The following is a 13,424-nucleotide window of genomic DNA, read 5'->3' as shown; positions in this document are numbered from 1 at the left end:
TCAGTCTTCATCATCGGTATCGTCGCCGTCGCCACCCTTGAGCGACGGCACGGCATAGTGCCGCTTGCCGCGACCGGCGATGAAATCGACAATCTTCATGGCAGTCGGCGACGAGGCGAACTCCGCCTTGGCGAATTCGATGTTTTCGCCGACGGTCCGGGAGCGATCGAAGATCGTCTTATAGGCTTTGCGCAGCAAATGGATCTCCGAACGTGGCAGGCCGGCGCGCTTCAGCCCAATGATGTTGAGGCCGCGAAGGCTGGCACGGTTGCCAACGGCGATGGCGTAGGGAATGACGTCGCCGACGATCGCCGAGCAGCCGCCGAGAAACGCGTTATCGCCGATGCGGACAAACTGATGAACCGCGGTCAGGCCGCCGATGTAGACATTGTCACCGACTTCGCAATGCCCGCCTAACGTCGCTTGATTGGCGAAGGTGGCGTTCTTGCCGACCACGCAGTCATGGGCAATGTGGGCATAGGCAAGGAAATTGCCGTTGTCGCCGATCGTCGTCTCGCCGCGGCTGGAATCGGTGCCGACATGCATGGTGACGCCTTCGCGGATCGTGCAGTTCTCGCCGATCACCAGCGTGGTACGGCCGCCCTTGTGCTTGGTGTTCTGCGGTGGTCCGCCCAGTATCGCCATCGGATAAACCTTGGTCGATGCACCGATGGTGGTCGCGCCAATCACCGAGACATGGCTGACCAGCTCGACGCGGTCGCCGATCACGGCATCGGGGCCGACGTGACAGAAGGGCCCGATGCGGGCGCCTTCGCCGATTTGGGCGCCTGCCTCGATGACCGACGATGGATGGATGACTGTCTGGATTTTCATTAGCATTCGTTTGTCAGCCGCTTGCGACCATCATCGCCGAGATCTCGGCTTCCGCCGCCTTGGCGCCATCGACGAGGGCCTCGCAAGCGAATTTGAGAAGATTGCCGCGTTTCTTGATTTTCTTCACATGAATTTTCAACTGGTCGCCTGGAACGACCGGCTTGCGGAACTTGGCATTGTCGATGGTCAGGAAATAAACCAGCGACGGCTTTTCCGTACCAAGGCTGCGGATGCAGATGGCGCCGGCCGTCTGCGCCATCGCCTCGATGATCAGCACGCCGGGCATGACCGGCTGGTCAGGGAAATGACCTTGGAAATGCGGCTCGTTTATGGTGACGTTCTTGATGCCGATTGCGGATTCGTCGCCATCTATGTCGACGATACGGTCGATCATCAAGAACGGATAGCGGTGCGGCAGGAGCTTCATCAGCCGCATTATGTCAACCGCTTCGAGCGTCGCCGCTGCGATGTCAGCCATTTCCCCCCTCACCCTGTCTGCGCGTCCGTGCAAGTCTGCGCAAGGCCGCTATCTCGCGCATGGCTTCCGCCATCGGCTGCGCCGGATATCCTCCCCAAATCTCACCGGCAGGCACATTGCTCATAAACCCGCTTCTTGCCGCAAGCTTGGCGCCGGACCCGATGGTCAAATGATCCGCAAGGCCGACGCCGCCACCCATGGTGACGTTGTCGCCTATCGTCACTGAACCGGAAATACCCGAAAGCCCGGCTATTATGCAATTGCGGCCGATGCGAACGTTGTGCGCGATCTGCACCAGATTGTCGATCTTGGTGCCCTGGCCGATGATCGTGTCGGACATGGCGCCGCGATCGACGGTCGTATTCGACCCGATCTCGACGTCGTCCTGGATGATGACGCGGCCGATCTGCGGAACCCGCTCAGGACCCTTTGCGCCGGCCACAAAGCCGAAGCCATCCTGGCCGATCCTGGCGCCGCCATGAATGATAACGCGATTGCCGATCAATGCATATTGCACGCTGGCACCTGGACCGACATAGCCGTCGCGGCCAATCTGCGAGGAAGGACCGATAACCGCATGAGGGGCAATGACGGTTCCGCTGCCGATGGCAGCGCGCGGTCCGATGACCGCGCCCGCTTCGATGATCGCACCGGGCTCGACATGGGCGGTCGCATCGATATGGGCGTGCGGCGAGATACCGGTTTCGCCGGTCATCGGTCCAGGCGTCGCAGCCGCCGGGAAAAGCAGGCGCCCGACCATTGCGAAAGCCTGCTGCGGGCGCGGATGCACCAGAACCGCGATGCCCGCTGGCGCCTTGGCGGCAAATTCGGCAGGGCAGAGAACCGCTGCCGCCCGCAGTGACTGCATCAGGGCGAAATTGCGCCTGCCATCGACGAAGACAAGGGCGTTCTCGCCGCCTTCGTTGGCGGGAGCCAGAACGTCGATCGAAACATCGGAGAGAGCGGAATCGACAAGCATCGAGCCGGTCAGATTCGCGACTTCGCCGGCCGTATACCGGCGTGAGGGCGCGAAGAACACCGGATCGGTCATTCCAGAAGCAATATCCAGCTAGCGCATGACCCCGAAATCGGAAATCGATCCTCGGAAAGGATCATGCGCAAAATCAAATTGCTACAACGTTCTTTGAGCGTCCGATAGGACGCACTGCGCTGTAGTGTCGGATCACTGACATCCGGATCCAAACGAGCCGGAAGCATCGTTACCCGCACATTAGAAGCGGGTCGATATGCCGAAGTTGAATTCCTGCACGTCGTCGGTCTTTTCCTTCTTGACCGGGATCGCATAGTCGATGCGGATGGGGCCGAAAGGCGATGCCCACATCAGACCGACGCCGACAGAAGCGCGCCATTCCATGCCGGTCGTCGACTGATTGACGAGGTTGGAGGCAATCTTGCTGCCGTAGAGCGTTGCCGCATCGGCGAATACCGCGCCGCGCAAACCGAAGCTTTCCGGGATGACCGGCAGCGGGAACTGCGCTTCCGCCGAGGCATTGAAGTAAGTGGTGCCGCCGAGATGGTCATTGCTGTTGTCCGAGGCAACCGGACCGATGCCGCCATATTCGAAACCGCGGATCATTCGATCGCTGCTCTGGAAATGGTCGAAGACACGCAGGTCGCCGCTGCCATATCCCTGGACATGGCCGGCACCGCCAGAAATGAGGCCTACCAGATCCAATTGTTCGGACAACGTCTGATAAATGCTGCCGCGCGCTGTCACCTTGATGAACTTGGCGTCGCCGCCCACGCCAGCCACTTCCGTGCCGACGTTGGCAAAAATGCCTTCATGGGGATTCTTCATGTCGTCAATGGTATTGTAAACTAGGCCGAGACTAACCGACGATTTGAGCCACGGACTCTCTTCGACACCGTTTATAATCGCCTGGGAGACATCGCAGGTGGCAGGGTCGCAGTCCTCGTCGAACTCATACTTCTCCTGAGCGATATTATACGCGAGCTGCGTCGAGATGTTGTCGGTAATCGGCAGGCCGAAGCGCACTGTCGCGCCCGTCGTGTCGCTATCGTAATGGTCATAGTTTCGAGTCTGCTTGTAGATGTCGAATCCGGCAGCGATACGGCGACCAAGGAAGTACGGTTCGGTAAACGAGAAGCTGTAATCGCGCGAGTTCTTGCCGCCGCCAGCCGCCACCTTGATGAATTGGCCGCGGCCGAGGAAGTTCCGCTCACTGATTGAACCTTCTACGGACGGACCAGCCGTCTCGCCACCAGTCGAATAACCGGCACCGACCGAGAACTCACCGGTCGATTTCTCGACCACGTCGACCACCAGCACGACTTGATCAGGCTCAGAGCCCGGAACGGTGGAAATCTCGACTTTCTCAAAATAATCGAGTGCTTCCAGCCGCCTCTTCGCGCGCTGGATGAGAACCTGATTGAAAGCGTCGCCTTCGCTGACATCGAACTCGCGGCGAATGACGTAGTCGCGCGTCCGATCGTTGCCGCGGATCTCGATGCGCTCGATATAGGCCTTGGTGCCCTGGTCGATCGTATAAACGACAGAGATGGTGTGGTTTTCGAAGTTGCGGTCACCGCGCGGCGTCACCTGGGCAAAGGCATAACCAGAACCGGCGACCTTTTCGGTCAGCGCGATGATCGTGTCCTCGACATCCTTGGCGTTATAGACATCGCCCTTGTGGGTCTCGACCACCGATTCAAGCGACTTGCTGTCGACCTCGGGGATCGTGCTTTCGACGCTGACGTCCCCGAACGTATACCGCTCGCCCTCCTGCACCGTGATGGTAACGGTGTATTTGTTGGTTGTGTCGTCGAGTTCGCCGACAGCCGAGACGACCTGGAAGTCGGCATAGCCGTGATTATAATAGAAGCGGCGCAGCAGCTCCTGGTCGGCGCGCAGCTTGTCCTCGTCATAAACATCGTCGCGCAGCACGAACGACAGGAAGGACGAGCGCTTGGTGGAGATGATGTCCGACAGACGGCGGCTCGAATAGGCGCTGTTGCCGACGAAATTGATCGCCGCAATCTGGGTGCGGCCGCCTTCGTTGATGTTGAAGACCACGTTTACCCGGTTGTCGCCGAGATCCATGATCTGGGTGGTCACGGCGGCATCGTCGCGGCCGATACGCCGGTAGGCGGCCTTGACCGCCTCGACATCGGCGTCGAGCTGTTGTTGCGAGAAGGTGCCGCGCGGCTTCAATTGCACCGCGGCTGCAAGCGCGTTGTCCTTGAGCTTCTTGTTGCCCTGGAACAGCACCTGGTTGACGACCTGGTATTCGGAAACCTTGATGACCAGCGTCGATCCGACCTGGTTGATCTGCACGTCCGAAAACAGCCCGGTGCCAAACAGCGCCTTGACCGCATCGTCGATGTCGGAGCTGGAAAACGCCTTGCCGGGCTTGATTGTCACGTAATTGCGGATGGTGTCCGCGTCGACACGCTGATTGCCGGTGACTTCGACTCTGGAGACGACAGCCGCCTCGGCGGCCGATGTGGCAACGAACTGCACTGCGAGCGCGCCTGGTACAACCAGAGCAGCGGACATAGCCACCGCGGACGCGGCGCTCAGAAACTTGGATGCTGCCTTCATCGGGCTTTTGTACCTTTTCTCGAAGTCCCCACGGCGAGAAAACCGGACGTGCGGTAATTTCCCCTACCGTATTAACCGGATTTTCCCTACACGCAAGGCTTCTGGTTAATTTGTATTTACTTAACCCTGTGGCGTGGCTTTCGCGTCACGCATATCCCCACGCATGGTAAACGGCGTCTCAACATTGGTCGCGCTGAAGCCAAATTTCTTCATGATTTCAGCACCCAAACAGATCGTTCCAGAAAACAAAACCCATGAAGCCGAGCACCAGGATGAGGCCGCTCCGATAAGCCATTTCCATCATCCGTTCGGACACCGGCCGTCGGATGACAGCTTCCACGCCGTAGAACAGAAGATGCCCTCCGTCGAGGGGGGGAATCGGCAGAAGATTGAGAATTCCTATCCCGACTGACAGATATGCAACAAGCTGGACGAGCAATTCGAAGCCGAGCTTTGCCGCCTGGCCCGACATCTTGGCGATCTTGATGGGCCCGCCCAGCTGGCACTTGTCCTCGCGGCCAACAACGAAACGCTGCAGGAACTGGCCGGTGCGCTGGATGACGTGGCCGGTTTCCTGGATGGCCGCCCCGACTGCCCCGGCCGGGCTGTAGGTGATCAGCCGCGGCTGGCCGAGTTCCTTGTTGTTGATGACGCCGATCACGGCCACCTGGGCTTTGTTGCCCAATGCGTCTTGTTGTTCCATCAAACGCGGCGTCGCCGTGACGGTGATTTCCTTGCCGCCGCGTAACATAACGAAGGTGATGCTGTCGCCGGCGCGGCCCGAAACCAGACGCTGGACGTCGGCAAAGGTCTCGACCTTGCTGCCGTCGACGCTGACGAATCGGTCACCGGGCATGATGCCGGCCGCCGCTGCCGGACTGCCTTCGGTGACTTCAGCCACCATCGGCTCGTATACCGGCCGACCATATATGGAAAACAGCACGGCAAAGACGGCGATCGTCAGCAGGAAGTTGAACAGCGGCCCCGCCACGACGGTCGCCGCCCGCTTCCAGATCGGCTGCGTGTGGAAGGCAACCTTGCGTTCGTCGTCGCTCAGCGCCTCGACCTCCTCCGAGCTGGGCTGGCTCGACGTCGCGTTCATATCGCCGACGAACTTGACGTAGCCGCCGAGCGGTATGGCGCAAAGCTTCCAGCGGGTGCCGCGGCTGTCGTTGAAGCCGATGATCTCTGGGCCGAAACCGATCGAAAAGGCTTTTGCGCCGATACCGCACCAGCGGCCGACGAGGTAATGGCCCATTTCGTGGACGAACACGACCACGGTCAGCACGAACAGGAAAGGCACCAGCGTACCGAGGACAAGGCCGTCCGTGCTGAAAACCGCGTGAAGAATCTCGTTCAATTCATGCCCTCAAATTCATCCACGGCGCAGATCACGCCGCGACTGTGACATCAATCCAGGCGAATCCATGACGCAGCCCCGCGCCGGCCCACCGACGATGCCGTTCAAACCGGAAACAGCCCCTGTGCCGGATGGTCGGCGGTCGCGGAAATCCAGCCGATGACGTATAGGGCGAAAGCCGCCGCGACAAGCCCATCGACCCGATCCATGATGCCGCCATGGCCGGGTATCAGCGTGCCGGAATCTTTACGGCCGTGGCGTCGCTTGACCCATGATTCGAACAGGTCGCCGGCCTGCGCGACGATCGAAAGCACCAGTGCGACCACGCCAAGCACGGCGAGGTTGCCCGTTCCGGCTACTGCGGCCAGAAGCAGACCGGCCACTACGCCGCCGACCACCCCACCGAGCGCCCCGCTCCGCGTCTTGCCCGGCGAGATCGACGGCGCCAGCCTTGGGCCACCGACGGAGCGGCCGACGAAATAAGCAAAAATATCGGTCGCCCAAACCACGGCGAATAGGAACAGAATGGCCAGCAGCCCTGAATGGTCGCCATCACGCAAGAAGGCCAGCGATAAGCCCGATACGGCCGCATAGGCAAGGCCGGATGCTTCCCACGGTCCTGCCTTTCGCATCGACGCCGCGATGGCAGTGACAGCAACCAGAGCCGCCACGAGCGGCAGCAGCAAAGACGCAGGCAGGCCGGCGACGAGGGCACCAATAAAGACCACGATCAGCGCCTCGGGCAGAAAGCCGAGACCTGCCATAGGACTAGCACCTGCCGGGGCAACGGGGCGGCTCATCCGCGTCCACTCGTAGAAGATCACCGCCGCCATGGCAGCGCAAAGCAACCGGAAGGGCAGTCCGCCGAGCCAGGTCAGGCCAAGCGTCACGATGGCAAGCACGACGGCCGAAATGACCCGGAGTTGGAGGTTGCTCATTCCTCAGCCTGAGGCGACATCTTGGGCGGCAAGTCCGCCGAAGCGGCGCTCGCGGCCGGCGAAATCGCGCAGTGCATCGGACAGGTGCTCGCGACTGAAGTCGGGCCAATAGCAAGGCAGAAAAACGAGTTCACTATAGGCAGCCTGCCATAACAGGAAATTCGACAACCGAAGCTCGCCGCTGGTGCGGATGACCAGTTCCGGATCCGGAATGCCCTCTGTATCGAGCGAGCTGGCAAAGGACTCGGCCGTGATCGCCTCGCTGTCGATCTCACCGCGCGCCACCGCAGCTGCGAGCTTGCGCGCGGTGCGCACGATCTCGTCGCGCCCGCCGTAATTGAAGGCAATGACCAGCGTCAGCGCTTCGTTGCGGAGAGTGAGCGTTTCGGCTTCCTCAAGCAGGCCCCTTATGTCGGGCTGCAGCCCTGCCCTGTCACCGATGACCCTGATCCGCACCCCACTCTGGTGCAGCTCGGCGAGGTCACGTCGGATGAAAAGCTTCAGCAGGCCCATGAGGTCGCTGACTTCAGATTTCGGTCGTGACCAGTTTTCCGACGAAAAAGCGTAGACGGTCAGGAAGGAGATGCCGAGGCCGGGGGCGGCGCGCACTGTCTTGCGCAGCGCCTCAACGCCGGCGCGGTGACCAGCCAGCCGAGGCAAGCCGCGCGCCTTGGCCCAGCGTCCGTTTCCGTCCATGATGATCGCGACATGCGCGGGCGTTGCCATGTTCTCACTTCCGGGCCAGCCGTGGCCAGACCCTAGACCTGCATGATTTCCGCTTCCTTGTCGGAAAGCAGGTGGTCGATGGTGCTGATTGTCTCGTCGGTCAGTTTCTGAACCTGGTCGGCCCGTTTGCGATGGTCGTCCTCACTGATGTCGCCGTCCTTTTCCGCCTTTTTCAGAAAGTCCATGCCGTCCCGGCGAACGTGTCGTGCGGCGACACGGGCATTCTCGGCATAACCGTGCGAGATCTTCACCAGCTCCTTGCGGCGCTGTTCGTTGAGCTCGGGCAGCGGAATCCTGAGATTGGTACCGTCGACGATAGGATTGAACCCGAGATTGGCTTCACGGATGGCACGGTCGACCGCGCTGACCATCGACTTGTCCCAGACCGAAACCGAAATCATGCGCGGTTCCGGAACCGACACTGTTGCCACCTGGTTGATCGGCATGGTGGTGCCATAGGCCTGCACCTGGACGGCATCGAGCAGGTTGCTCGACGCGCGGCCGGTGCGCAGCGAAGCCAGATCATGCTTGAACGCGGCGATCGCCCCGTCCATGCGCCGTTTGAGATCGTCGTATTCGCCATTCATCATCGTCTCCTCGACCCGTTAACCCGGGTTCACTGCTTAGGGTAAGCCCTGTTCGAGCCTCATCCGCAACCGATCCCTTTCGGGTTCATGGTCCGGTCAATCGTCTGCGACGACCGTGCAACGGCCGCCACCCCTCAGGATATCGCCGAAACCACCCTTCTCGTGGATCGAATAGACGATTATCGGAATGTTGTTTTCGCGCGCAAGTGCAATCGCCGCCGTATCCATGATCGAAAGCCCGCGTTTGATGACTTCGTCATGGCTGATCCGCTCGAAACGTGTCGCGTGCGGGTCCTTCTTGGGATCAGCCGAATAGACACCATCGACCTGGGTGCCCTTGAACAGAGCATCGGCTCCGATCTCGGCGGCGCGAAGGGCTGCAGCCGAATCGGTGGTGAAGAACGGATTGCCGGTGCCGCCGGCGAAGATAACGACCTTGCCCTGGTTCATGTAGGCGGTCGCCTGACGCTGCGAAAAACTTTCGCAAAGCTCGGGCATGGCGATCGCCGACAGCACCACGGCGTCGACGCCGATCTTGTTGAGCGAGGTGCGCAGCGCCAGCGAATTGATGACGGTGGCAAGCATGCCCATATGGTCGCCGGTGACGCGGTCTCCGCCTTTTGACGCGACTGCGACGCCACGGAAGATGTTGCCGCCCCCTATGACGACACCGACTTCGATGCCCAATGCGCGGGCCTCGGCGATGTCGGCGGCGATGCGGTCGACCACCGATACGTCGATGCCGAAATGCTGCTCGCCCATTAACGCTTCGCCCGATGCTTTCAGCAAGACACGTCGGTAGAGGGGCTTCACCGTCATCTGGTCCTCGTCATCGTGCGTGTGACGCGTTTCGGTGCGCCCCGAAACACTGGGCGTTCCGATACACGAAGGGCGCCACGATGTCACGCGGCGCCCGAGCCCGAAAACTCTCTTCCAGCTTCAGCTTACACGGCAAAAGCACCTTGCATGAACGGGTTCGGCATGTTGCCAGCCGGCTTGTCACCGACTGTCTGACCTCCGGTAAGGCCATCCTGTATTTCCGAGCCGAAGAACGAATACGAAAAAGGGTGTGAAAGACCGGCTCACCGCATCGAGCCGTGCCCGAAGGTCCTGCGCAATGTCGAAATCGAGCGCGCCGAGGTCGTCCTTGAGTTGATCCTACGCCGCGCAAGAATCGGCCGGGCATCCTCGCGGACACCCGGCCGAAAAAGACTTTTAAACGAATAGTTTACTTCTTGACCGCTGCCGCGACTTCCGCCGCGAAATCGGTCTCTTCCTTCTCGATGCCCTCACCGAGCGCGAAGCGCAGGTAGGCAGCGATTTTGGCTGGCGCGCCGATCTCGCTTTCGGCATCCTTCAGCGCCTTCTCGACGGTGATGTCGGGATTGAGCACGAAAGCCTGCTTGAGCAGCACGACCTCTTCGTAGAACTTGCGCAAACGGCCCTCGACCATCTTCTCGATAATCGCTTCTGGCTTGCCGGACTGGCGTGCCTGGTCGGCGAAGATCGCCTTCTCGCGCTCCACCGCGGCCGGATCGAGCTCTTCAGTGGTCAAGGCCATCGGATTGGTGGCAGCGACATGCATGGCAACCTGACGGGCGAAGGCGTTCGCGGCATGCGCGTTGCCTGTCGTCTCGATGGCCACCAGCACGCCGAGCTTGCCAAGGCCGTCGGCGACCGCATTGTGAACGTAGGTTGCGACAGCGCCGTGCTCGACGGTGAGCTTGGCCGAGCGGCGGAAGCCCAGATTCTCGCCGATGGTGCCGACGGCGTCCTTGATGGTCTCGGCGACCGACTTGCCCGAGCCCGGATAGGGAGCGGCGGCAACGGCTTCGGTCTTGCCGCCATAGGCAAGCGCGACCTTCGCGACATTGGCGACGATCTCTTGGAACGCAGCATTGCGGGCAACGAAGTCCGTCTCGGAATTGACCTCGACGATCGCTGCCTCGCGGACGCCCGAATCGACGCCGATCAGGCCTTCGGCAGCGGTACGGCCAGCCTTCTTGTCGGCCTTGGAAATGCCCTTCTTGCGCAGCCAGTCGATGGCTTCTTCCATATTGCCGTTGGTCTCGTTCAACGCCGCCTTGCAGTCCATCATGCCCGCGCCGGTCAAGTCGCGGAGTTCTTTGACCTGTGCAGCCGAAATGCTCATTGTCGCCTCTTTGTCTAAATGCACTGACGCACCATCGATTTTCGATGATGCGCCTGGTGCCGGTAGCGCTTACCGCGCCAACATATTGGAAAGATGAAGGCCGCAGCCGGCCTTCGCTACTATGCTTCCGGGGTCTGGGCTGCCGGGCTCTCGGCGGCCGGGGTCTGCTCGAGCGCCGGCTCGACCGGAGCCTCGACCGATGCGCCGATATCGACACCGAGCGCGCCCTGCTGACGGGCGATGCCGTCGATAGCTGCCTTGGCGATCAGATCGCAATACAGCTGGATGGCGCGGGCCGCGTCGTCATTGCCGGGGATCGGGAAGTCGATCTTGTCCGGGTCGCAGTTGGAATCGATGATGGCAACGACCGGGATGCCGAGACGCTTGGCCTCGAGAATGGCGATCGCTTCCTTGTTGGTGTCGATCACGAACATCAAATCGGGCGTCGAACCCATATCCTTGATGCCGCCCAGCGCCTTGTCGAGCTTTTCACGCTCGCGATCGAGGTTGAGGCGCTCCTTCTTGGTCAGGCCCTGAGCCTCGCCGGCCAGCATCTCGTCGAGCTTGCGCAGGCGCTGGATGGAATTCGAGATCGTCTTCCAGTTGGTCAGCATGCCGCCGAGCCAGCGCGAATTGACATAGTACTGGGCCGAGCGCTGCGCGGCATCGGCGACAATGTCGGAGGCCTGGCGCTTGGTGCCGACGAACAGCACGCGGCCGCCCTTGGCAACAGTGTCGGAAACCTGCTTCAGCGCCTGGTGCAGCAGGGGCACCGTCTGCGAGAGGTCGATGATGTGGATGTTGTTGCGGGCGCCGTAGATATAGGGCGCCATTTTCGGATTCCAGCGGTGGGTCTGGTGGCCGAAGTGAATGCCAGCTTCCAATAGCTGGCGCATGCTGAAATCAGGCAGAGCCATTCTTATTTCCTTTCCGGTTAGCCTCCACGGACACAGGCATTTTTGGACTTTGTCCTCAAACGCCACCGGAGGTTTCAGCCGGATTTCTCCCGGGCAGACACCAAAGTCCGTGTGTGGAATGAGCGCGCATATAGAGGGGAAGCGCGACAAACGCAAGCGGTGTGGCGTCTTGCGGCTCAGCGTGCGGCGATCAGCGCACCGGTGTCATTGTCGCATCTTCCCCTTCGGCACCCGCACACGCCGGAAAACAGCGACGATCTCCTCGCGGGTGCATTCGATGGCGCCTAACCGCACTGCGCGGTCACGCTCCAGCCCGGTTATGTCATAATGCGGCGCCGATGTCTTGGGTGGCCCTTGATAGGACGAGCGCTTGACGCCGAGCTGCGCGGCGAAGCGATGCAGCTCGTCGGTATCGTCTGCCAGCAGATGACACCAGCGGTGGCCGACCCATTTCCAGATCGCCGCATCGACATAGACCGCCATGAGGTTTGCCGCACTCCTTCATCTTGCGCCGACCAACACGCCGCTAACGATGATAGAAGGGATTGGCACAGAAAATGAAGGCGCCGCCGGCCTCGAGTTGCGTCATCGTCCTGGTGACGGTCTCCTGCATCCGGTCGTGCAGTTCGGCGAGTGCCTCCTCTACGGAGCCTTGATAGGCGTGCAAGCCAAGCGGCTCCGGTACCCGGACATAGGCGCGGCGTGGGCCTGCCGGCTGCGGCACGAAACGGTTGATCGTATCGCGCAGCGTACCTTTGCAATAGTCGTTGCGGATCCGCTTCAAATGTTCGGCGATCTCCTCCTGCGTGATGCGCGGATTGGCTGAGGCCCACGGCCCGACACGCTGCAGTCGCTGGATCGTATCTGCCAGCGTTCGGACCTGCGCCTGGTTTTCGGCGCCGTCTATGTTCTCCCGCAGCCAGCGCCGCGAGCGCCGCAAAAGCTCGGCAGTGTCGAGCGTGTCGGCGTCGACCGAGACAAGTTCAGCAAGGCGACGGCCGAGTTCCGCGAGCAGGTCTTTTTGACGTGCGTCATACGAAACCCGCTCATCGGACCGCAGGCCATATGCAGCCTCATCGCGCGACAGCAACGTCGCATAGATATGATGGATGCGCTCCGGCAGCGAATCGGCGGCACGGCGTTCGATCTTCAGGCTGTGCTCGACATAGGCACATTCCTTTGCCAGCGGTGCCTCGACATTCCCCGTGAAAGCAAGCTTCCAGATCACGGGCGCGATCCAAACCTTGAAATCCGGATCCGTCAGGCGGCCGCGCTTCAGCGCCTCGAACCGCATTTCGACCGCACCTGGCAGCAGCGGGGCAACGATGTTGGCATGCCAGCCGACACCGCCTTCGGGATGCAGGAGCACGCCGTGCCCCTTCAGCGCCCAGGCCACCGAATGTTCCTTGGCGGCCGCGCTGTTGCCCGGGATTTGCGCGATCAGATTGTTGGCCAACCAGAATTTCTGCATTAGCCGGCCAAGCCCGTTGACGACGCCGTGCGTGGCCCAGGATGCCGTCAGCGGGCTTACCCGCGAGACGACCTCCTTGTCGATCATCCAGTCGGTAAAGAATTCGGGATGGTTGGGCGTGATGAACGTCGCCTTGCCCGCACCGCAACAAGCCTTCAGCCTTTGCCGGTCATCCTCTGGAAAATAGATGTGGCGGACATTGGCGACGCCGCGCAAACCGGCCAGACGGTTGAACGGCAACAGGTCGCGAAAGCCTGGAATGCCGTGCAGCATGACAATTCGGTTGACGAACGTCATGGCCTTGATCAGCGTCGCATTGGGCCGCGGCGCCACAAAAACGTCGATCCTGCTCAACCTGCTCCCCCACGGCGCTTACCG

General features: G+C 61.0%; 13 protein-coding genes. All 13 read right to left on the bottom strand.

Features of this window, described 5'->3' with window-relative positions; translation table 11 throughout:
* A complete protein-coding gene (lpxA, locus tag NKI63_RS12170; protein ID WP_352478915.1) occupies window positions 1-834 on the bottom strand; it encodes an acyl-ACP--UDP-N-acetylglucosamine O-acyltransferase in 834 nt (277 codons plus the stop codon).
* A gap of 13 nt (window positions 835-847) precedes the next feature.
* Complete coding sequence (gene fabZ / locus NKI63_RS12165) at window positions 848-1,312, bottom strand: 3-hydroxyacyl-ACP dehydratase FabZ (protein ID WP_023674942.1); 465 nt, start codon at window positions 1,310-1,312, stop codon at window positions 848-850.
* The gene (lpxD, locus tag NKI63_RS12160; protein WP_352688320.1) at window positions 1,305-2,363 is read right to left on the bottom strand and encodes a UDP-3-O-(3-hydroxymyristoyl)glucosamine N-acyltransferase; all 1,059 of its coding nucleotides are present in this window, start codon (window positions 2,361-2,363) and stop codon (window positions 1,305-1,307) included. Before lpxD ends, fabZ begins: the two co-directional genes overlap by 8 nt.
* A gap of 180 nt (window positions 2,364-2,543) precedes the next feature.
* Window positions 2,544-4,895 (bottom strand): outer membrane protein assembly factor BamA, encoded by a 2,352-nt coding sequence (gene bamA / locus NKI63_RS12155; protein WP_352508490.1) that lies wholly within the window; start codon window positions 4,893-4,895, stop codon window positions 2,544-2,546.
* Window positions 4,896-5,112: 217 nt separating this feature from the next.
* A complete protein-coding gene (gene rseP / locus NKI63_RS12150) occupies window positions 5,113-6,255 on the bottom strand; it encodes an RIP metalloprotease RseP (protein ID WP_352508489.1) in 1,143 nt (380 codons plus the stop codon).
* Window positions 6,256-6,359: 104 nt separating this feature from the next.
* Complete coding sequence (locus NKI63_RS12145) at window positions 6,360-7,193, bottom strand: phosphatidate cytidylyltransferase (RefSeq protein WP_352508488.1); 834 nt, start codon at window positions 7,191-7,193, stop codon at window positions 6,360-6,362.
* Between the two features lie 3 nt (window positions 7,194-7,196).
* Entirely contained in the window at window positions 7,197-7,919 is a 723-nt protein-coding gene (locus NKI63_RS12140) for an isoprenyl transferase (RefSeq protein ID WP_352508486.1), read from the bottom strand.
* A gap of 32 nt (window positions 7,920-7,951) precedes the next feature.
* Window positions 7,952-8,506, bottom strand: a complete 555-nt coding sequence (gene frr / locus NKI63_RS12135) for a ribosome recycling factor (RefSeq protein WP_352508485.1) — start codon at window positions 8,504-8,506, stop codon at window positions 7,952-7,954.
* Between the two features lie 96 nt (window positions 8,507-8,602).
* Entirely contained in the window at window positions 8,603-9,325 is a 723-nt protein-coding gene (pyrH, locus tag NKI63_RS12130; RefSeq protein ID WP_023674934.1) for a UMP kinase, read from the bottom strand.
* 409 nt (window positions 9,326-9,734) lie between these two features.
* On the bottom strand, window positions 9,735-10,658 hold the full coding sequence (gene tsf, locus NKI63_RS12125; protein ID WP_352471655.1) for a translation elongation factor Ts: 924 nt from the start codon (window positions 10,656-10,658) through the stop codon (window positions 9,735-9,737).
* A gap of 119 nt (window positions 10,659-10,777) precedes the next feature.
* Complete coding sequence (gene rpsB / locus NKI63_RS12120) at window positions 10,778-11,575, bottom strand: 30S ribosomal protein S2 (RefSeq protein WP_254817316.1); 798 nt, start codon at window positions 11,573-11,575, stop codon at window positions 10,778-10,780.
* 204 nt (window positions 11,576-11,779) lie between these two features.
* Window positions 11,780-12,058, bottom strand: coding sequence for a DUF4031 domain-containing protein (locus NKI63_RS12115; protein WP_352508484.1), 279 nt, complete (start codon window positions 12,056-12,058; stop codon window positions 11,780-11,782).
* A gap of 43 nt (window positions 12,059-12,101) precedes the next feature.
* A complete protein-coding gene (locus tag NKI63_RS12110) occupies window positions 12,102-13,400 on the bottom strand; it encodes a lysophospholipid acyltransferase family protein (protein ID WP_352688317.1) in 1,299 nt (432 codons plus the stop codon).
* Window positions 13,401-13,424 lie beyond the last annotated feature (24 nt).

The sequence above is a fragment of the Mesorhizobium sp. M0410 genome (genome assembly GCF_040321435.1).
Taxonomy (GTDB): domain Bacteria; phylum Pseudomonadota; class Alphaproteobacteria; order Rhizobiales; family Rhizobiaceae; genus Mesorhizobium.
The sequence above is the reverse complement of the archived record's forward strand: the minus strand, read 5'-3'. Positions and strand labels throughout refer to the sequence as shown.